This is a genomic window from uncultured Campylobacter sp. (genome assembly GCF_938002845.1).
GTDB lineage: Bacteria > Campylobacterota > Campylobacteria > Campylobacterales > Campylobacteraceae > Campylobacter_B.
Genome location: NZ_CALKZP010000048.1, coordinates 57,124 through 77,994 on the forward strand (window position 1 = coordinate 57,124; position 20,871 = coordinate 77,994).

21 protein-coding genes are annotated in these 20,871 nt (G+C 46.6%); 13 read left to right on the forward strand and 8 right to left on the reverse strand.

Annotated features, from left to right (window positions below):
• Nucleotides 1-29 precede the first annotated feature (29 nt).
• Genes fabZ through carB form a run of 6 tightly spaced genes read left to right on the forward strand, consistent with a single transcriptional unit; the run spans nucleotide 30 to nucleotide 7,554 of the window.
• Nucleotides 30-479 carry a 3-hydroxyacyl-ACP dehydratase FabZ gene (gene fabZ, locus Q0224_RS07500; RefSeq protein WP_297915899.1) on the forward strand — a complete coding sequence of 150 codons (450 nt, stop codon included), beginning with the start codon at nucleotides 30-32 and terminating at the stop codon, nucleotides 477-479.
• Complete coding sequence (lpxA, locus tag Q0224_RS07505; RefSeq protein WP_297950246.1) at nucleotides 479-1,267, forward strand: acyl-ACP--UDP-N-acetylglucosamine O-acyltransferase; 789 nt, start codon at nucleotides 479-481, stop codon at nucleotides 1,265-1,267. Before fabZ ends, lpxA begins: the two co-directional genes overlap by 1 nt.
• Entirely contained in the window at nucleotides 1,267-2,505 is a 1,239-nt protein-coding gene (clpX, locus tag Q0224_RS07510; RefSeq protein ID WP_295152772.1) for an ATP-dependent protease ATP-binding subunit ClpX, read from the forward strand. The genes lpxA and clpX overlap by 1 nt, the downstream gene beginning before the upstream one ends.
• A 9-nt stretch (nucleotides 2,506-2,514) precedes the next feature.
• Nucleotides 2,515-3,549: a rod shape-determining protein gene (locus Q0224_RS07515; RefSeq protein ID WP_005869818.1), complete on the forward strand. Its 1,035-nt coding sequence runs from the start codon at nucleotides 2,515-2,517 to the stop codon at nucleotides 3,547-3,549.
• Nucleotides 3,542-4,291 (forward strand): rod shape-determining protein MreC, encoded by a 750-nt coding sequence (mreC, locus tag Q0224_RS07520; protein WP_297950248.1) that lies wholly within the window; start codon nucleotides 3,542-3,544, stop codon nucleotides 4,289-4,291. The genes Q0224_RS07515 and mreC overlap by 8 nt, the downstream gene beginning before the upstream one ends.
• On the forward strand, nucleotides 4,291-7,554 hold the full coding sequence (carB, locus tag Q0224_RS07525) for a carbamoyl-phosphate synthase large subunit (protein WP_297950250.1): 3,264 nt from the start codon (nucleotides 4,291-4,293) through the stop codon (nucleotides 7,552-7,554). Before mreC ends, carB begins: the two co-directional genes overlap by 1 nt.
• A 146-nt stretch (nucleotides 7,555-7,700) precedes the next feature.
• On the opposite strand, the gene Q0224_RS07530 is transcribed toward carB, so the two are convergent.
• The 4 genes from Q0224_RS07530 to Q0224_RS07545 all read right to left on the reverse strand — a co-directional run bounded on the left by Q0224_RS07530 (nucleotide 7,701) and on the right by Q0224_RS07545 (nucleotide 10,254).
• The gene (locus Q0224_RS07530) at nucleotides 7,701-8,135 is read right to left on the reverse strand and encodes a hypothetical protein (protein WP_297950252.1); all 435 of its coding nucleotides are present in this window, start codon (nucleotides 8,133-8,135) and stop codon (nucleotides 7,701-7,703) included.
• A gap of 68 nt (nucleotides 8,136-8,203) precedes the next feature.
• Entirely contained in the window at nucleotides 8,204-8,596 is a 393-nt protein-coding gene (locus Q0224_RS07535; protein ID WP_297950254.1) for a hypothetical protein, read from the reverse strand.
• Nucleotides 8,597-8,613: 17 nt separating this feature from the next.
• A complete protein-coding gene (locus Q0224_RS07540) occupies nucleotides 8,614-8,913 on the reverse strand; it encodes a hypothetical protein (RefSeq protein WP_297950256.1) in 300 nt (99 codons plus the stop codon).
• Nucleotides 8,914-9,363: 450 nt separating this feature from the next.
• Nucleotides 9,364-10,254 carry a peptidylprolyl isomerase gene (locus Q0224_RS07545; protein ID WP_297950258.1) on the reverse strand — a complete coding sequence of 297 codons (891 nt, stop codon included), beginning with the start codon at nucleotides 10,252-10,254 and terminating at the stop codon, nucleotides 9,364-9,366.
• A gap of 85 nt (nucleotides 10,255-10,339) precedes the next feature.
• Between Q0224_RS07545 and gltX the strand changes: the two genes are divergently transcribed.
• From gltX to Q0224_RS07580, 7 genes are all read left to right on the forward strand, one after another.
• Entirely contained in the window at nucleotides 10,340-11,719 is a 1,380-nt protein-coding gene (gene gltX / locus Q0224_RS07550) for a glutamate--tRNA ligase (protein WP_297950260.1), read from the forward strand.
• 1 nt (nucleotide 11,720) lies between these two features.
• Entirely contained in the window at nucleotides 11,721-12,977 is a 1,257-nt protein-coding gene (locus tag Q0224_RS07555; RefSeq protein ID WP_297950262.1) for a malic enzyme-like NAD(P)-binding protein, read from the forward strand.
• Between the two features lie 44 nt (nucleotides 12,978-13,021).
• Nucleotides 13,022-14,470, forward strand: a complete 1,449-nt coding sequence (locus tag Q0224_RS07560) for a nicotinate phosphoribosyltransferase (RefSeq protein ID WP_297950264.1) — start codon at nucleotides 13,022-13,024, stop codon at nucleotides 14,468-14,470.
• On the forward strand, nucleotides 14,463-14,834 hold the full coding sequence (locus Q0224_RS07565) for a hypothetical protein (RefSeq protein WP_297950267.1): 372 nt from the start codon (nucleotides 14,463-14,465) through the stop codon (nucleotides 14,832-14,834). Before Q0224_RS07560 ends, Q0224_RS07565 begins: the two co-directional genes overlap by 8 nt.
• 77 nt (nucleotides 14,835-14,911) lie before the next feature.
• Entirely contained in the window at nucleotides 14,912-15,604 is a 693-nt protein-coding gene (locus Q0224_RS07570; protein WP_297950269.1) for an MqnA/MqnD/SBP family protein, read from the forward strand.
• Nucleotides 15,601-16,959 (forward strand): NADP-specific glutamate dehydrogenase, encoded by a 1,359-nt coding sequence (gene gdhA / locus Q0224_RS07575; RefSeq protein ID WP_297950271.1) that lies wholly within the window; start codon nucleotides 15,601-15,603, stop codon nucleotides 16,957-16,959. The genes Q0224_RS07570 and gdhA overlap by 4 nt, the downstream gene beginning before the upstream one ends.
• A gap of 465 nt (nucleotides 16,960-17,424) precedes the next feature.
• Nucleotides 17,425-18,156 (forward strand): DUF4197 domain-containing protein, encoded by a 732-nt coding sequence (locus tag Q0224_RS07580; protein WP_297950273.1) that lies wholly within the window; start codon nucleotides 17,425-17,427, stop codon nucleotides 18,154-18,156.
• Between the two features lie 467 nt (nucleotides 18,157-18,623).
• On the opposite strand, the gene Q0224_RS07585 is transcribed toward Q0224_RS07580, so the two are convergent.
• The 4 genes from Q0224_RS07585 to Q0224_RS07600 all read right to left on the reverse strand — a co-directional run.
• Nucleotides 18,624-18,896, reverse strand: coding sequence for a hypothetical protein (locus tag Q0224_RS07585; RefSeq protein WP_297950274.1), 273 nt, complete (start codon nucleotides 18,894-18,896; stop codon nucleotides 18,624-18,626).
• Nucleotides 18,897-18,960: 64 nt separating this feature from the next.
• Nucleotides 18,961-19,746, reverse strand: coding sequence for an Imm45 family immunity protein (gene imm45, locus Q0224_RS07590; protein WP_297950275.1), 786 nt, complete (start codon nucleotides 19,744-19,746; stop codon nucleotides 18,961-18,963).
• 67 nt (nucleotides 19,747-19,813) lie between these two features.
• Nucleotides 19,814-20,452 carry a hypothetical protein gene (locus Q0224_RS07595; protein WP_297950276.1) on the reverse strand — a complete coding sequence of 213 codons (639 nt, stop codon included), beginning with the start codon at nucleotides 20,450-20,452 and terminating at the stop codon, nucleotides 19,814-19,816.
• 50 nt (nucleotides 20,453-20,502) lie between these two features.
• On the reverse strand, nucleotides 20,503-20,871 hold a 369-nt coding region (locus tag Q0224_RS07600), incomplete at its 5' end, for a hypothetical protein (protein WP_297950278.1).

Here is a 20,871-nt window from a genome sequence, read left to right on the forward strand (position 1 = left end):
ATTCCAAGATTTTTAAATAAAGGCAGATAATGATAGACATAAACGAAATTCTCTCCATCCTACCTCATCGTTTTCCGTTTTTGCTGATAGATCGCGTCGAAGAGCTCAGCATAGGCGAAAGCATCAAGGCCTATAAAAACGTAACCTACAATGAGCAGATCTTTCAGGGCCACTTCCCGGGGCACCCGATCTATCCGGGCGTAATGATTATCGAGGGCTTAGCGCAGGCAGGCGGCGTGTTGGCGTTTAAGAGCATGGAGAAAGACGGCGCCAATTTAAGCGACAAGGTCGTGTATTTTATGAGTATCGATAACGCTAAATTTAGAAACCCGGTCCGCCCCGGCGACAAGCTTGAGTATCGTATCAGCGTAATCAAACACCGCGGACGTATCTGGGTGCTAAAGGGTGAAGCCTACATCAACGACGGCGCCACACTGGCCGCACAGGCTGAACTTCAAGCGATGATAATGGATAAATGATGGCTAAAGTTCACCACACGGCGATCATCGAGGACGGCGCGCAGATCGGAGCCGAGGTTGTGATCGAGCCGTATGCTTTCATAAGCGCGCAGGCTAAAATCGGTGACGGCTGCACGATCAAGCAGGGGGCGCGCATCATCGGCGATACGCAAATCGGCGAGGGCTCCAAAATTTTTTCATACGCGATCGTGGGTGAAATCCCGCAGGATATGAGCTTTGAAGATGGCGAGCGAACGGGGCTAATCATCGGCAAAAACGCTACGATTCACGAGTTTTGCACGATCAGCTCGGGCTCGCATAAGGGCGACGGATTTACGCGCATCGGCGATAATCTCTTTATGATGGCGTATTGCCACATCGCGCACGATTGCGTGCTGGGAAGTAACATAATCCTAGCCAACAACGCCACGCTCGCAGGTCACGTCGTAATGGGCGATTATGCCGTTATCGGCGGGCTTACCCCCGTGCATCAGTTCGTCCAAATCGGCGAGAGCTGCATGATCGCAGGGGCTAGCGCGCTTAGTCAGGACGTGGTGCCGTTTTGCCTAGCCGAGGGCAACCGCGCCTATATCCGCGGGCTAAATTTAACGGGCATCCGCCGCCGCTTCGATAAAGAGACGGTCGAGACGATAAATCGGGCGTATAAATTTTTATTTAACCAAAGCGGGGGTTTAAAGGAGCAGGCGCAAATTTTATTAAACGAAACGAGCGATCAAAACGTGCGCAAGATGTGCGAGTTTATAATCAACACAAAACGCGGAATTCCGCTAGATAAAGGTAAAATTTAATGGCAAATAAGTGCAGTTTTTGCGGTGAGACGGGCGCGGACGGGCGTCGTATCTATCCTAACGACGACGGTACGGCGGCTATCTGCAGCTATTGTATCGATATGGCATACGCCGCTATCCACGGCAGCGAAGGTCAAAATGAGGCGATACAAAATCAAAACAAAGAGATCGATTTCGAGGCCATAAAACCCAAAGCGCTGATGGAGGTTCTAAACCGCTACGTCATCGGACAGGAGCGTGCTAAGAAAATTTTTAGCGTCGGCGTTTACAACCACTATAAAAGAATTTTCAGGCAGACCGACGCGAAGGGCGACGATACCGAAATTTCAAAATCAAATATCTTGCTCATCGGCCCTACCGGCAGCGGCAAGACGCTTATGGCGCAGACCTTGGCGCGATTTTTGGACGTGCCGATCGCCATTAGCGACGCTACGAGTCTAACGGAAGCGGGCTACGTCGGCGAGGACGTAGAAAATATCCTCACCCGCCTTTTGCAAGCCGCGGACGGCGATGTAGAAAAGGCACAGCGCGGTATCGTATTCGTAGATGAGATCGATAAGATCGCGCGAATGAGCGAAAACCGCAGCATCACGCGCGACGTAAGCGGCGAGGGGGTGCAGCAAGCGCTTCTTAAGATCATCGAAGGAAGCGTCGTAAATATCCCTCCAAAGGGTGGCCGCAAGCATCCTAATCAGGACTTCATCCAGATCGATACGACAAATATTTTGTTCGTCTGCGGCGGCGCGTTCGACGGGCTAAACGAGATCATAAACCGCCGCATCGGGCAGAACGTGCTGGGATTTAATCAAACCAAGCGCAGTAAAAAAGAGAGTTTAAATTTACTAAACATGGTCGAGGCCGACGATCTGGTGCATTACGGCATAATCCCCGAGCTCATCGGGCGATTGCACGTAGTGGCTACTCTAAATGAGATCGACGAAAAGGCTATGGTTAGAATTTTAACCGAGCCGAAAAACGCGATCTTAAAGCAATATCAAAAGCTCTTTGCGATAGACGGCGCAAATTTAAAATTTGACGACGACGCACTAAGGGAGGTCGCGAGCCTTGCGATCAAGCGCAAAACCGGTGCGCGCGGGCTTCGAAGCATAATTGAGGAGATCATGATCGATATTATGTTTGATCTGCCTGAGCTTAAGGGCTATGACGTCATCATCTCGAAAGAGGTCGTAGACGGCGTCTCTAAGCCGATACTTGTAAAACAAAATTTAACTGCATAAAGGGGATAAATGTTACTTGATTCGATTCTAGGATTATTTTCAAGGGATATGGGCATCGATTTAGGCACGGCAAACACGCTGGTGCTACTAAAAGATAAAGGCATCATCATCAACGAGCCGAGCGTCGTAGCGGTACAAAATGAGCGCTACGGCAAGCAAAGAATCATCGCCGTGGGCGCCGAAGCCAAAGAGATGCTCGGACGAACTCCGGGCGACATCGAAGCGGTGCGCCCGATGAAGGACGGCGTTATCGCGGATTTTGATATGACGGAGAAGATGATTAGGTATTTTATCGAAAAGACCCACAAGCGCCGCTTTTTCGTAAGCCCGCGCATCATCATCTCGGTTCCTTACGGGCTAACTCAGGTCGAGCGCAAAGCCGTGCGAGAAAGCGCGATGATAGCGGGTGCGCGCGAGGTTTATCTAATCGAAGAGCCGATGGCTGCGGCGATCGGTGCGGGGCTTCCGGTGAATGAAGCGCGCGGCTCGCTGGTCGTAGATATCGGCGGCGGTACCACCGAGATCGGCGTCATCTCGCTAGGCGGTATCATCAGTGCCAAATCTGTCCGCGTTGCAGGCGATAAGATCGACGCTAGCATCGTTAATTACGTCAAAGAAAAATATAGCCTGCTTATTTCGGAGCGCGCCGCCGAGGAGATCAAGATCAAGATCGGCACGGCGGTACAACAGCAAAAAGATCTTACATACACGGTCAAAGGAAAAGACCAAATTAGCGGGCTTTTAAGCTCGGTCGATCTTACGAGCGAGGACGTTAGAGAGGCGATCAAAGACTCAATCAGAGAGATTGCCGATGCGTTAAAATTTGTCCTTGAGAGCATTCAGCCCGAAGTCGCCGCCGACATCGTCGAAAACGGCGTCGTGCTAACGGGCGGCGGCGCGCTCATTCGCGGATTGGATAAGTATCTAAGCGACACCGTAAAGCTTCCGGTTTTCGTCGCGGACGAGCCGCTGCTTTGCGTCGCAAACGGCACGGGAAAAGCCCTAGAAGAGATCAAATCGCTAAAACAAGCGGCAAATGACTAATCTCAAACTCCTCCTCGTCGCGGTTTTGCTGGTAGCCGTTTCTCTTACGTTCGGCTCGTATATCCACGGCAAATTTATCGGATTTGCAGGAGGAATTTTAGAGGTTTATTACGGCGTAAGCGATCGGGTAAAAAGCGCTGTAAACGAGCATTTTAACCAAGCAGAGACGATCAAGGCTCTACGAGAAGAAAATGCCGAGTTAAAAAAATCGGCGATGCTGCTTAGTACGTTCGCGGGCGAGCTGAATAAAATTTTGATCGATAAAAACAGCTCCGTCTACGAGCCCAAAGTCCAGCTCGTAAAGGCGCTGAGCTACGCGAATCTAAACGACTACAACAAATTCTTTGTAAATTTTGAAAATTTTAACCCAAACAAAATTTACGGCCTCATCAGTGAGGGCAAGACCGCAGGAATTTTAGTAAATAAAGATGGGCGCCCGCTTGCGATCTTGCAGCGCGACGAAAAGAGCAACTTCTCCGTTTTCATAGGAGATGCTCAAATTCCTGGCGTCGCAGGCGGTGAAAATAACGAGCTCGTAGTTAGATACATCCCGCAATGGCTCGATCCCAAGGTAGGCGATGAGGTTTTTACGAGTGGCAAAGATGAAATTTTCTTTGCCGGCGTGCCTGTGGGGAAGGTCAAAGAAATTCAAAACGGGAAGCTATACAAAAGCGCCGTCGTAGAGCCCTATGTGAGCTCCGAGATGCCGGCGTTTTTGTATGTCGTTACAAAGGAAAATTGATGCCCAAAAGAGATGATATTAAGACGATTTTATTGATCGGCAGCGGTCCGATCGTAATCGGCCAGGCGTGTGAGTTCGATTACAGCGGCACGCAGGCTGCCAAGACGCTAAAGAGCCTCGGATACCGCGTAGTGCTAATAAACTCCAATCCCGCTACCATTATGACCGATCCCGATTTTGCCGACGCTACCTATATCGAGCCGATCACCAAAGAGAGCATTTTGCGTATCATAAAGCGCGAGGGCGTCGATGCGATCCTGCCTACGATGGGCGGACAGGTCGCGCTAAACGTCGCGATGGAAGCTTACGAAAGCGGCGAGCTAGCTGGGGTGAAATTTCTAGGCGCCAAGCCTGAAGCGATCAAAAAGGGCGAGGATAGGGTAAAATTTAAAGAGGCGATGATTAAGATCGGAATGGATCTGCCTAAATCCAAATACGCCTACAATATCGAAGAGGCGATGGCCGCTGCAAATGAGATCGGCTTTCCGCTCATTATCCGCGCCAGCTACACCCTAGGCGGTGCGGGCAGCGGCGTGGCGTACAATATCGACGAGTTTAAAGAGGTCGCGCAAAATGGGCTAGATGTAAGCCCGATAAATGAAATTTTGATCGAAGAGAGCCTGCTTGGATGGAAAGAGTTCGAAATGGAGGTGATCCGCGATCACAAGGACAACTGCATCATCGTCTGCTCGATCGAAAATTTCGACCCGATGGGGGTGCATACGGGAGATTCCATCACGGTTGCGCCCGCTCTGACGCTTACCGATAAAGAATATCAGAGAATGCGCGACGCGAGCTTTAAAATTTTACGCGAGATCGGCGTGGATACGGGCGGCTCAAACGTGCAGTTTGCGGTAAATCCGCAAACGGGGCGGATGATCGTCATCGAGATGAACCCGCGCGTAAGCCGCAGCTCGGCTCTTGCGTCCAAAGCCACGGGCTATCCGATCGCCAAGGTCGCTACGATGTTAGCTGTGGGATTTAGCCTGGATGAGATCAAAAACGACATCACCGGCACGCCTGCGAGCTTCGAGCCGGTGATTGATTATATCGTGACTAAAATTCCTCGCTTTGCGTTTGAAAAATTCCCCGGCGCAAACCCCTATCTGGGCACCGCGATGAAAAGTATCGGCGAGGTGATGGCGATCGGGCGCAGCTTTAAAGAGAGCATTCAAAAGGCGCTTTGCTCGCTGGAGAAGGGCTACTTCGGCTTCGTGGAGTTAAATTTAAGCGAGAAGGATCTCATCTTCGGGCTTCGCAACGCGCAGCAAGATAGAATTTTATACATCGCCCAGAGCTTTAGAGCAGGCATGAGCGTGGATCAAATTTACGAGCTTAGTAAGATCGATCGCTGGTTTTTGAGCCAGATCGAGCAGATCGTAAAATTTGAAGAGCGCATCGATATGGAGATCATCAACGACGCGGCGCTTTTAAGACAGGCCAAGAGCTGGGGCTTTAGCGACAAGATGATCGCAAATTTGATCAACAAAAAGGACAATCTGGGCCTTACGCAAAACGATATCCATTTTGCCTGCGCCAGGCAGGGCATCGATCTTGAATACAACGAAGTAGATACCTGTGCGGGCGAGTTCGCGGCGCTTACTCCGTATCTGTACTCCAGCACCAACATAACTCCCGCCATCGCAAGCCGTAAAATTTCAAAAGATAATAAAAAGGTCCTCATTATCGGCGGCGGTCCGAACCGCATCGGGCAGGGTATCGAGTTTGACTACTGCTGCGTGCACGCTAGCTACGCTCTGCGCGATATGGGGATCACCACGATAATGTATAACTGCAACCCAGAAACCGTCAGCACCGACTACGACACGAGCGATATTTTATACTTCGAGCCGATCGATTTTGAGCACGTTAGAGCGGTCATCGAGGCTGAGAGCCCGGACGGCGTGATCGTGCATTTCGGCGGCCAAACTCCGTTAAAGCTCGCCAAACGACTAAGCACCGTGGGAGCCAAGATCATCGGCACGAGCGCGCGCACGATAGACGTAGCGGAGGACCGCAAGAAATTTAGCGAGTTTATCGCAAGCATCGGCGTTAAGCAGCCGAAAAACGATACCGCCATAAGCGAAGCAGAAGCGATCGAAAAGGCCGCTGCGATCGGCTATCCGGTGCTCGTGCGCCCTAGCTACGTGCTCGGCGGTCGCGCGATGAGGCGCGTGCATAGCGAAGCGGAGCTTAGGCAGTATATGAGCGAGGCGGTGCGCGTAAGCGATCATTCGCCGGTGCTTATAGATAAATTTTTACTTGACGCGACAGAGCTCGACGTCGACGCGATCTGCGACGGACGCGACGTGTATATCGGCGCGATAATGGAGCATATCGAAGAGGCGGGCATCCACAGCGGCGATAGCGCGAGTATCTTGCCACCGCTTAGCCTAAGCGCGGAGATGATCGATCTGGTAAGTCGCCAAACTAAAGAGATCGCGCTAAATCTCGGCGTCGTGGGACTTATGAATATTCAATTCGCAATTTTTGAAAACGAGCTTTACATTATCGAGGTAAATCCGCGCGCGAGCCGCACCGTGCCGTTTGTGAGCAAGGCGACGGGAATTCCGATGGCTAAGGTCGCTACCCGCGTAATGTGGCAAGGGGGTCTGCGCGAGGCTTTGAAATTTTACGACGAGTTCGGCGTGCTGGTCGAAGAGAAGGGAATTTTAAAACCGCGTATTAAAAACCATATCTGCGTCAAAGAAAGCGTCTTTCCTTTCAACAAGCTTGCAGGCGCGGATCTGATCCTGGGGCCTGAGATGAAAAGCACCGGCGAGGTGATGGGTATCGGCGAAAATTTCGCCAAAAGCTTTGCTAAATCGCAAATCGGCGCGAACAACGCGCTTCCAAGCGGCGGCAAGGTATTTTTGTCGCTAGCCGATCACGACAAGCTGCGAGCCGTGGAGCTTGCACGCGCACTTACGGGCGCGGGCTTTAGTATCGCCGCTACGAGCGGCACTCACAAGCTACTGGGCGAAAACGGCGTGGAGTGCGAGTTTGTCTATAAAATCAGCGAGGGTCGCCCAAATATCGAGGACAAACTCAAAAACGGCGAAATTTCGCTCGTCATCAACACCAGCGATAGCAAATCAAACTCTACCGACGCCGCAAAGATCCGCCAGAGCGTGCTACGCTTTAGGCTGCCGTATTTTACGACGATGAAGGCGGCGATCGCCGCTACGCGCTCGATCTGCTCGATAAAGGACGACTCTGTGCTTGAAGTTAAAACGTTACAGGAGTATCTAAGCGGAAGGTAGCATCTTACAAGAATCATAGAATTTAATCATTGAGTATTTTGGCTTAGTGGTTAAATTTTACGATTTAAAATTCTAGGGATATGAATATATAAGTCAAAATAGACTTTTGTAGTACATATTAGAAATCAGCGCATATATATCAGATATTAAAATCCCCGTCGTCGACACAGCTCATCGTTCATTACTATTGAGAAAAGCATCTCGTTATCGAGATAATATGTCTGATAAATATATTTAATGCCAGCATCTTTTGCTTTCGAGCCATCACTCAAGCTCATATTAAGAATTCTACAGCTCCTATCTACTATATCGTATTTATTTTTGTTGTTATGAAGAAATATACTATATAGCCTTTGCTTATATTTTTCTCTATCTATATTTGGTGCAGTAATATGAAATGTGTATTTGATCGTTATAGTATCACTTTTACAGATTAAAATAGGGAACATAGTAGCAATTTCACCAACCTCTTGTTTTAAATCATAATCACTCATGATCTGAACTGCAATATTTTGATTGCATCCGTCATTAGCAAATGAAATGCTGATCCCCAATAGAAGAAAAAATATTGTTTTACGCATTTTTTGACCCTTCTGTTATTTGCATATATTTTCCACGCTATGGTTACTAAATAAATTTTTTAGATAATTCAATAATCATATTTTTTGCAAAAATTATCATCTACCGTAACTATATAAAAAGGCTCGTTGTTGCCAAAAAAGTATATAAGATTTGCTTTTCGGTTTAAACCTAAATCCTGAAAAGCGTCCAAACCAGGACAGATTGAATCAGCTGCGATTTTATCAAGTTTTCCTTCTACTTTTAAATACGCAGCTTCTTTTTTAGATATTTTTTTAGATCTTTTCAAATCGGTACCGGTCATCATTGTACTATTTTTGCAGAAAAAAGCAATATATGCTTTTCGTTCTTGTAAGAACGAGTTATTATCTACTAGAAATTTTTGTACCTCTTTATTATCGCATGCATCATAAGCGAACGAAGCGCCGATCGTCAATATAAGAGAAAATATTATTTTGCGCATAGCGTAAAACCTTAAAATTATTTATCAGCAGAAAATTCGCGCAAGCTCGCTAAAGTTTTACCTCTTTGCTCGTTAAGCTCAACGCATATTTCTAAAGCATTGGAGAATTTTTCAAATGCGGTTTTTAGTTTATTTGTATCTTCATTGTTACAACAAAACGACGTTAATTGCTTATCTCCCATATAGATATCTACTGAATTTTGCGGATATTGTGAATTCTCCATATTCGTAATTCTTAGTTTTATTCCCTCAGAATATTGGGTGACGATGTTCATAACTTCAGATTTATCCGCTCTTTCTTTGATGATTAGTTTCAAAGCGATCTCCTTATTTAAAATTTAAATTATGATACCCCTCCCCCTTACAAAATGCTTAAATTTAGAAATATTAATTTTAAATTTTTATTGCGTTTGCCAATAACTTTTATATCAAAGCATAGAGCAAATGAGAGTTTTAACACTTAGATCGGTAGTTAATTCGTAAGTCGGTATTGAAGTAGATATCGGATATAGAAATTTATATAAATCTTGGTAATTAAAGATTTTTCTAAAAGTTTTAAAATCTCAACAAATTATACCGTCATTTACTTACAAACTCGGTAAAATCACTGATTATTATCGCTAGGCACCTTTAAAATTTGAACTAAATTTCACGTTTTTAGAATTCTTATTAAAACTGAATGCCATTAAGGCTGCTAATTTATATTTTCTCGCGATAGCATATCTTAAAATTCCGATTAAATTTAACGCGGCATCGGATTTTAAAATTTACTGCCTTTTTTGCACTTTGACTTTTGGAGCGGTTTTTGTGCCTTGCGCTTTTGCCTGCGGACGCTCGATAATGCGGATATTGGCGTTTGAGCGGAGCCTGTCGTTGAACTCGGTGATCGCCTTTTTGCGCTCGGAGGTCACGTAGCCTTCGATCGCCTTTTCTTGCACGCTGTCAAAATCAAGCGTGCGAAGCCCCTTTTTGTCGTTTACGTAAAACATCTCGTAGCCGTTGCGCGTAGGGATTATCGGCGAAAATTTGCCCTGCTCGACGTTCGTGACGATGTATTTGAGCCCCTCATCCATTTGATTGGCCTTGAGGGTTCCCTTCATCACATACACGTCGCTTGGGCGGAGCTTCGGATTTGTGCGGATCTTATCGAGCGGAGCTTGCGATTTTGCGATGTAGCGGGTTAGCGTGATGCTATCGAAAGTCGTGAATAATGAACTATTTTGACTGTAAAATTTTTTGACATTTTCAGGGGTCGTGCGGTGCTGTACATCTGCGAATATCGAGCCGTAGAGCTTTTCTTCAAGCAGTGTGCGGCGGACATTTGCTTTAAAGTCATCGTAGTTCATGCCTTGCTTTTGCACGGCGGTTTTGAGTTGGTCTAAGCTAAGCTTATTTTGATCGGCGATCGCTTTGAGCCTCGCGTCGATCTCCGCGTCATTTACCGCGATATCGCGGCGTTTAATCTCGGATTGTTGCAGCTTTTGCCCGATTAAAATTTCCATCGCGGCTTGCGGCGAAGCGCCCGTTAGTTTTTGAACTTTGGCTAGTTCGTAGCCGGTGATCGGCTCATTATCTACCACGGCGATGACGCCGTTTACTACTTCGGCATTTGCACAAACGGCACATATCATTGCGGAAAAAAGCAGTTTCTTTATCATTTTTAACCTTTATTTAGTCTTTTTGCTTTATAATTACAAGATCACGATTATAACATTAAATGGTAATTTTTGCAAAGGAATTTTTATGATAGTAACTCGTTTTGCGCCGAGTCCTACGGGATATTTACATATCGGCGGACTTAGAACGGCGCTTTTTAGTTATCTTTACGCTAGGGCAAACGGCGGCAAATTCCTGCTGCGCATCGAGGATACTGATCTGAAGCGCAATTCGCAGGAGGCCGCGCAGGCGATTGAGGAAGCCTTTAAGTGGTGCAATCTGGACTATGACGGGCAGATCGTGTATCAAAGCTTGCGCTTTGATCTTTATAAACAATATGTCCAAAAGCTGCTAGATGAGGGCAAGGCATACAGATGCTATATGAGTAAGGACGAGCTGGATGAGCTGCGCGCGCAGCAAGAAGCTCGAAAAGAGCGTCCGCGCTATGATAACCGCTATCGCGATTTTACCGGTACGCCACCTGCAGGGATCGAGCCCGTAATCCGCATCAAATCCCCACTTAGCGGCACGATAGAATTTAGTGACGGCATCAAGGGCGAGATAAAATTTAATGCCGCCGATATTCTGGACGATTTCATCATCGCGCGTTCCGATGGCACGCCTACGTATAACTTCACGGTCGTGATCGACGACGCGCTGATGGGCGTCACGGACGTGATCCGCGGCGACGATCATCTAAGCAACACCCCGAAGCAGATCGTGCTGTATAATGCGCTAGGCTTTAAAATCCCAAAATTTTACCACGTCGCGATGATTAACGGCACCGACGGCAGCAAGCTAAGTAAGCGTCACGGCGCTACCGACGTGATGGAGTACAAGCGCATGGGCTATCTGCCCCAAGCTCTGCTAAATTTCTTAGTGCGCCTGGGCTGGAGTCACGGGGATGATGAAATTTTTAGCATGGAGGAGATGAAGCGATACTTTGATCCTAACCATATCAGCAAGAGCTGTAGCACCTTCAACCAAACCAAGCTCGAGTGGTTAAACGCGCATTATATTAAAAACTCTGACGACGATGAGCTTGTCTTGCAGCTTGTGGAATTCGGCGTCGATATCCGCTCGCACGCGAAAAAACATCTCATCGCCCAGCAGTACAAACAGCGCGCAAAGACGCTAGTGGAGATGGCCGAGGGCATTAAAATTCTTCTAAACCGCCCGAGCTGCTATGACGAGAAGGCGTATAAGAAATTTGTAACCGAAAGTTCGCTAAGCTTACTCGCAAAATTTTCGGATACTCTAAGCGCAAATTTAAATGCAAAGGAGTGCGAGGAAAGGACGATGGAGTTTTTGGACGCAAACGGCGCCAAGCTAAAGGATCTTGCTCAGCCGCTGCGCGTCGCGATCACGGGAGGCAGCGTTAGTCCGTCGATTTTTGAAATTTGTGAAATTTTAGGAAGCGACGAAGTTAAAACGAGAATTTCAAATTTAATCAAAAAAGGATTATAAAATGGCTAAAGTAAACGTTGAAGCGGCTTTGAAGTACCATATAGGCGGTAAAATCGGAACGAATGTAAAAACCCCGTGCGCTACTGCGGAGGATTTGGCGCTTGCATACACGCCGGGCGTCGCGGAGCCTTGCAAGGTGATCGAAGGTGATCACGAGGCTGCGTTTAAATACACGAATAAAGCCAATCTCGTAGCCGTTATCACTAACGGTACGGCGGTTTTGGGTCTCGGAGATATCGGCGCGATCGCCGGAAAGCCCGTAATGGAAGGCAAGGCGGTTTTGTTTAAAAAATTCGGCGGCGTTGATGCCTTCGATATCGAGATCGACGAAAAAGATCCTAAAAAAATAATTGAAATTTGCAAAGCGATAGCGCCTACATTCGGCGGTATAAATTTAGAGGATATCAAAGCTCCCGAATGCTTTGAGATCGAGCGCGAGCTGCAAAAAGCCGTCGATATCCCCGTCATGCATGACGATCAGCACGGCACCGCGATGATTACGGGCGCAGGACTAATCAATGCAGCTCTTATCAGCGGCAAAAAGATCGAGGATATGAAGATCGTAGTCAGTGGCTCGGGCGCTGCAGGCATAGCGTGCGCAAAGATGTATCGTAATTTAGGCGCTAAACATATCATAATGCTCGATTCCAAAGGGGTGATCCACAAAGGCCGCACCGATCTTACCGAGCAAAAGAAAGAATTTGCCCTAGACACCGCAGATCGCACGCTAGAGGACGCGATGAAGGGCGCGGATATGTTTTTAGGACTTAGTAAGCCGGGCGTTTTAACCAAAGAGATGGTAAAGACTATGGCGCCGCATCCGATCATTTTTGCGCTTGCAAATCCGGTACCGGAAATTTATCCGAGCGAGGTGGAGGAAGTAAGAAGCGACGCGATCGTAGGCACCGGCAGAAGCGACTTTGCAAATCAGATCAATAACGTTTTGGGCTTTCCGTATATCTTCCGTGGCGCGCTTGACGTAAGAGCCAAAAAGATTACGGAAAATATGAAAATTGCGGCCGCTCGTGCGATGGCGGATCTTGCTCGCGAAGAAGTTCCTGCAGAAATCCGCAAGATGCTGGGCAAGGATAACTTAAAATTCGGTAAAGACTACGTGATCCCAAATCCTTTCGATCCGCGCGTATTTGCCGTGATCTCGACGGCCGTCGCAAAAGCTGCGGTAGATGACGGCGTCGCTCGCGTCAAAGAGTTCGACGCTGCAGCTTATAAAAAGAGCCTAGAAGCTAAAAAGCTATGATTCCTTGCTCCTGCGCGAGGCGAGATTAAATTTAAGAGGCGTAAATGAAAGATTTGGCTTTACTTACCGATTTTTATCAGCTTAGTATGATGCAGGGCTATTTTTTCACAAAGCCCGATCAGACAGCGGTTTTTGACGTTTTTTATCGTAAAAACCCAAGCGGCGGCGGTTACGCGATATTTTGCGGCTTAAACGAGGTCGTGGATTATATCGAAAACTTAAAATTTAGCGAGGACGACATCGCGTATCTAAAAAGTTTAAATTTCTTTAAGCCGGAATTTTTGGAATTTCTAAGAGGCTTTAAATTTAGCGGCGAAATTTACGCAATGGACGAGGGGCAGATCGTATTTCCGCACGAGCCGCTGATCCGTGTCAAGGCAAACATTATGGAAGCGCAGCTCATCGAGACCGCGATCCTAAATATGATAAATTTCCAAACTCTCATCGCTACGAAAAGCTCGCGCATAAACTTTAGCGCCAAAGGTGATTCGGTGATGGAGTTTGGCTTGCGCCGCGCTCAGGGGCGAAGCGCCGGTATCTACGGCGCAAAGGCTGCGATTATAGGCGGTTGCAGCGCCACGTCAAACGTGCTCGCCGCAAAGAAATTTGACGTCCCTGCGATCGGCACTCACTCGCACTCGTGGATTCAGAGCTTTGATAGCGAGCTGGAGGCGTTTCGCGCTTACGCTAAAATTTATCCAAACAGCACGCTTTTGCTCGTCGATACCTACGATACTCTCGCAAGCGGCGTGTCAAATGCGATCAAAGTTTTTGAGGAGCTTCGTGCGAGCGGTCATGAGCCGCTTGGAATCCGCATAGATTCGGGCGATCTGGAGTATCTGACTAAGCAGGCGCGTAAGATGCTCGACGCGGCGGGCTTTGAGAACGCAAAGATCACCGCATCTAACGATCTGGACGAATACGCGATCGATCAACTCAAGCTTTTTGATGCCAAAATCGATAGCTGGGGGATCGGCACGAGGCTTATTACCGGCGGAGATAGTTCGAGTCTAGGCGGGGTGTATAAGCTAAGCGGTATCGAAAAAGATGGCGAGATCGTGGCTAAGATCAAAATTTCAAACGATCCGCGCAAGATCAATAATCCAGGCTACAAACAGGTCTTTAGACTCTACGACAAAGATAACGGCATGGCGCTTGCCGATCTGATCGCGCTTGAGGGAGAGAGCATAGACGAGAGCGCGCCGCTTGAAATTTTTCACCCGCTTTACACCTACAAGCGTAAAATTTTAACGAATTTCAGCGCGCATAAGCTTTTGCACCCCGTTTTTAAGGAGGGCAAATTCGTAGGCGTCCGCCGCACGGTAAGCGAGATCGCGCGTTTTAGCAAGGAGCAGAAGAGTAAATTTTGGCTTGAGCACCTTCGCAACGTCCATCCGCAAAGCTACAAAGTGGATCTCTCTCAAAAGCTTTGGGATATACGAAAATCACTCATCAACGAGTGCAACCTCAATTTAAAGGAAAAATATGTTTAAAGTTCTATCGTGCGCCGCTTTGGCGCTAGTTTTGCTAGGATGCGGCTCAAACCAGCTCCGCCAATCCCCGGATAGCGCTATGAATAAGCAAGCACAGAGCGAAAAAACCATAACTCAAGAGAACACAAAGACCTTCTATTTCGTCGATGAGCAGGGCAAAAAACTATCGCTTAGTTCAAACGACGATTTCAATACCGCCGTATTAAAGGACGATAGCGGCAAAAGCTACAACCTCAAACGCGATCGTGCCGCCGACGGCATCTATATGGAAAACAAAGACGGAGTGAGCATCCACTTCAAAAAAGGTGAGGGTATAGTGGAGTTTAGCAAATACAAATCCATCCCGATCACCGAGGTCAAATAAATCCTGAAATTTTTGGTTAAATTCCGATTTAGCGCCGGAATTTAACCTCTTTTCCTGCGCTAAATTCGGAGAAAGTTATGTTATTAGGCAAAATCGATTATCTAAATTTGCTCCCATTTCACGTATTTTTAAAATCACTTCCGCTGCCGTCTTATGTTAAAAAATCGATAGAATTTAAAAAAGGGGTGCCGAGCAAACTTTGCGCCGATCTTTATTATAGGCGCATAGATGCCGCGGTAATCTCCAGCGTTGAAAGCCGCCGCGCAAAATACCGCAAACTGCCTTTGGGAATCGTCGCAAAGCGCGAAGTACTAAGCGTGCTCGTGCGCAAAAACTCGGCGCCCAGGCTTGATCCAGCGTCGATGAGCTCAAATATGCTAGCTCGCGTGCTGGAACTTAGCGGCGAGGTGCTAATCGGCGACAATGCTCTAAAGGCGCTACTTTCGCAGGGCAGGGATAAATTCTACGATTTGGGCGAAATTTGGCAGCAGCGCACGGGCTTGCCCTTTGTTTTCGGGCGGCTGTGTTGCGTGAAAAACGAAAAAGCCTACTCACGCCTGGCGACGAAATTTTTGCGTTCGCGCATTAAAATTCCAAGATATATCCTGCAAAGCTACGCCCTTTCGCGCGGCATAAAAGAGCGCGAAATTTTGAATTATTTGAAATTTATAAGTTACAAAATCGGCGTCCGCGAGGAGCTGGCTCTGAAAAAATTTATCGCTAAAGCCAAAAAATTAAAATTTAATCCGGTTCAAAAGGAGGAACTATGAAATCTTACATCGACGGCTTGCTGCTAAATTTAAAGCGCGCCAATCCCGGTCAGGAGGTCTTTATCCAGGCATCGACCGAGATTTTATACTCGCTCATACCGCTTCTAAAGCGCGATGAACGATACGTGAAAAATAAAATTTTAGAGCGTATTTTGGCGCCCGAGCGCACGATGATGTTTCGCGTCGTCTATATGAGCGACGGCGGCGAGCCCTGCGTGCATACGGGATATCGCATAGAATTCAACTCTGCTCTGGGCCCTTACAAAGGCGGTCTGCGCTTTCATCCGAGCGTAAATTTGGGCGTTTTAAAATTTTTAGGGTTTGAGCAAATTTTTAAAAATTCCCTCACGGGTCTTAATATCGGCGGCGCAAAGGGCGGCGCAAATTTCGATCCCAAGGGCAAGAGCGACGGCGAGATTATGAGATTTTGTCAAGCTTTTATGTTAGAACTTCACCGCCTAATCAGCTCCAATACCGACGTGCCCGCGGGCGACATCGGCGTGGGCGGCCGCGAGATCGGCTATATGTACGGCGCGTATAAAAAGCTCACCCGCAGATTCGACGGCGCGCTTACGGGCAAGGGGCTAAGCTGGGGCGGCAGCCTCGCGCGCACCGAGGCTACGGGCTACGGCTCGGTCTATTTTGCAAACGAGATGCTCGCTACCAGAGGCGATTCGCTACACGGCAAAATTTGCACGATCTCTGGCGCCGGCAACGTCGCGATCTACACCGCCGAAAAGCTATATCAAATGCAGGCTAAGCCCGTTACGGTAAGCGATTCCACGGGCTTTATCTATGACGCCGATGGAATAGACGTGGCGCTTCTTAAAAAGCTAAAAGAGCAGCTGCGCGTAGGGCTTTGCGAATATGCCAAGGAGCGCCCCGGCGCAAAATTTACCCCCGTTAGCGCCTATCCCGCAGGCCGCAACGGCGTGTGGAGCGTGCCGTGCGACGCGGCGTTTCCGAGCGCTACGCAAAATGAGCTTAATCTGCAAGACGTAAAGACTCTCTATGCCAACGGATGTCGCATGGTTTGCGAGGGCGCGAATATGCCAAGTACGCTTGAAGCGATAGATTTTATGCTCGCGCAAAAAGACTTTCTTTTCGGCCCTGCCAAAGCGGCGAATGCGGGCGGCGTGGCTACGAGCGGGCTTGAGATGGCGCAAAACGCGCAGATGGCGTCGTGGAGCTTCGAGGAGGTCGATAGCAAGCTGCGCGAGATCATGCGCCACATATTTCGCACCAGCTACGAGACCTCGAAGGAATTCGGCGCGGAGGGCAACCTCGTGCTAGGCTCGAACATCGCGGGCTTTCGCCGCGTAGCCGATGCGATGCTGGATCAAGGCCTGGTTTAAGCTTAACTCGCTTTATTTTGTCAAAAGCGGCAGCTCGCTTTTAAATTTAAGCTCTTTAAATTTACGGCGAGCTTTTTGGCTGCAGCGGGCTTGATAAATTTCAATCGTTTGTGCTGAGGATATACAGCTCATCGCTATAATTTGCTTTATGTGCCTTACGCTGGCATCGTGTGCGCTGCGTAAATTTAAATAGCACCAATCAATGCGGTTTTGAAATTTTAGCTTGTCGTAGCGATGCTTTTAAATTTTAGTCGCAAGCACGACAAAGACCGCCCAGCTAAATTTTATCTTTAAATTTGAGGGGTAAATTTTGCCAGTTAAATTTAGCTTTTAAATTCTACGTTTCAAATTTAACCTAAATTTTATCTCAGCTCGCCCGCGTAGTGCGTAAATTTAAATCGAGCACGGGCTGAGCGTTTACCGCATTTTGGCATAATGGCGCAAATTTTATCCAAAGGTTGCGATATGAAAAAATTTATAGTTTTACTAGCTGCTGCGTCGCTGTCGCTTGCACATGCGGACGTAATGGATATCCTAAAGCAGGGCGCGGACGTGCTCGGTGCGACTCAGAGCGGAAACTACAAAGAGCTGCTCGCTTCCGCTACGAACCGCGCCGTAGCCGAGCTCGCCAAGGGCTACATCCACAGCAAGACCGCTAAAATCGAGCTTCCTCCTTCGCTTAAGGCGGCTGCGAAGCTTGCGAGAAAGGTGGGCGGCGATAAATGGGAGCGCGAGCTCGTCGTGAGTATGAACGATGCCGCTACCAAGGCGGTGAGCGGTGCGAGCAAGATATTTTTGCAAGATCTGAAATCGATGAGCGATGCCGACGTTAAAAAGCTCATCGGCGGCGGCGACACCGCGCTTAGCGAGTATTTGCAGAGTAAATCGGGCGCGAAGCTGCGGGCGGTTTTCAGACCGATCGTAAGCGATATGATGAGCAAAAACAGCTTCGCGACGGCGTATAACGGGCTAAATTCCTTCGCGCAAAGCAAGATCGCGGGCAATGAGGCGGTGCAAAACATCGCGCGCGGGCTGGGTGCGAGCGAATATCTGCCTAAGCAGGGCGAGGATCTGAACGATTACATAACGCAAAAGACGCTGGACGGGTTATTTGCGGTGATGAGAGAAAAAGAAAGCGCGCTTCGCGGCAGCGCCGTCGGCAAAGGTGCCGGGATTTTAGGTAAGGTGCTTAAATAAAACTTGCGGCGAGGCTTTGGCGTAAATTCCGCCGCATAGCTGCTTATAATTGCTTTGTGCCGTAAGTTTGGGCAGTCTAAAGCTGCGCGCAAAGCGCCCTCTCGTGCAAGACAGCTGCTTGCACCAAAGCGGGCGCGCGGCGGAATTTAGAGGTTCGTTTGTCGCGTGCTCGCGGCAGATTGGCTTTATACGATAATCTTGCTGCGAAGTTAGTCTGCGAAATTTGAAACTGTAAAATTTAGAAATTTAGTAAGACGCAAAGGATTTGAAATTTTAAAATTTCACGCGGAGTTTTAGAAATTCGTGCGGCAATTGAATGCGCGTATATCTAGCGTCTGAAATTTTACAAAGCGACGGAGTATCGGAAAGTATGGCGGTAGCCGATAAAAGAGCAAGGGTAAAGAAAGAAAGCCGTCTTGTAAATTTCGCTTCTTTCATATCTCTTTTTATGTTCCACAAAACCCGGTTTACTCATTAGTCCTATTATTTTCCGATTCCATTTTTCTTAATTCTTTAAGCGCTCTATTATGGACATTGGCTTGCTTGCAAACTCTACCTTCAGCAGCAATATATCTTACTAAATTTATATCATTTGTATCGATTGCTATCAATAATCTACCCATAAGCCTTTCCTCTACAAAAAACGTATAATCGCACTTTGCACACAAAGTACTTTCATAAATTATAAATAATAACAAAACTACTACGGCACAAATTATAAATTTTAATGCTTTAACCATAATTTTCTCCTTATGTGTATTTTTGTCCGTATATATTGATAATGTCGATTGGCGAGGCATTATATCACTTCTTATTTTTAAATTTAAATCTCTTTTGCTTAATTTTTATAAAATTTTCCAGTTGCTTATCGGTAAAATTTAAAATCTCTTTTCGATTTTGTAAATTTACATAAGTGTGCCTTATGTCGCAGCACCTATAAAAAATATATTTCCAATTTTTAATTAGCCAGTCTGCTTCTATTGTGTTTTTATCCGTTTCAAATAAAAACGGCAAAACCCATAAGCCCGCCTTGTAGCCGCTAATTACGATCAATTTTATAAAATTTACTCCATCATCGTCTTTTGCTTTTACTACGATAAAGCTTACGTTTTTCTCGTATGGATAGCAGGATTTTCTACATTCGATAATATCTCCGACCTCGATCTTTCCGCGAAATTTCAAAAGAGGAATACTAAGCTTTTCTATCAAATTTGTCTTTATGCGTCTATTGCGTCCGAATTTATCCCTAGGCTTTATCAGTCTGAAACCAGGAATTGTTTCGTCGCAATCTTTTAGTTCATCGCTACTAAGATAATTATCGGAGCATATAAATACCTCCTGGGGGCTCGCATTGATGTCGAAATTTGCTAAATTACGAATCAATTGCTCCTTGTCCACGACAAATCCCGCTTTGCTTGATAGCATTTCATCCGAAAGCTCAAAATATCTGGTATCTTTTAAATTTAAAAGGCAAGGATTTTCTGTCCAGAAACATCGCTCATCGCAGACCATAAGCTCATCGTCGTTAAATTTTATAATATCGCCTCTTTGTAAATCATTGTCGAAGGTTGATATTGGTAAGATAGTCATTTAAAGTCCTTTTGCTTGCTAGATTAAACATGTTCATAATCAATTTTCGTTATTTGTAATCGCCAAATTACACCTCTATAACCACATCCTTATACTTTTCATAAAGCCTCGGCTTTAAAATTTTATCACGATACTCTTTGCCCGCATTAGTCATACACATCCAGTGGCTAAATCTACTCCAGGTATCGGGATTCTTCCAAGTTATCTCTGCTTGGGGAGTTATTTTGTCCTCCTCCAAAAATTTATACCCAAAAAAGAAATTATCTCTAAAATAGATCCACTTCTCATAAAGCGACATCCCTAGATCGATCTTGGATAAATTCGTATCGAAGTCAGCCCATTTCTTTCTTAAATTTTCGCGCTCTATGCCGAAGTCTATCATACCCCCTAAAAATAGCTGGCCCATTACTCCGAAGTATTCTCCTGCATATGTAGGATAAGCTGAAATTTCAGGATTATCTTCATATGGTGGTAGCATATAGTCGTAATCATCCGCAATCATTGAATCTAATTCAAACCATTCGCATAGACAAAAAATCCTATACGCAAAGTAATCTAAAATATCTTTTTTCTCGACATTTGGGGTTTTGGGCAATATCTTAAGAAATGGCCCATTTTCGTTAAATCCGAAAGCTTTGAAAAGTCTTTCATCTTGGCTAAAAACCCAACCGTATCGTTCGTTTGGTTCTAAAATTTTAAATTTCATAGCATCTCTTTTCTAAATTTAATCGGCTGGCGATATTTTATTTGCATAATCTAAAGCTTTATCCAATCCCCTTTCTTTACGCCAAATTCAAATTCAGCCTGCTTAAACGCACCCTCTATGCTTTCATGATATGTATCGGTTTGCTCTTTCCCCGATTTGTCGAGATAGAACAGATAAAATCCGCTGTCTCCGTCGTATTGAACGATGCTTAAAGCAAACGGCTGCGGCAAAATTTTATTGCCGTCGTAATGAGTAGTATTTCCGGTAGCTACGAAGCTCTTTTTACTATCTTTCAGATAAATTTTATATAGCTCTTTCATAATTCTTTCGCTAAATTTTAATCCGTTAGCCATTTTACCACATACTCCAATAATTCCTCTAAATTTTCGGCTCCGCAACTTCCTTTGAGTTCGTTTTCC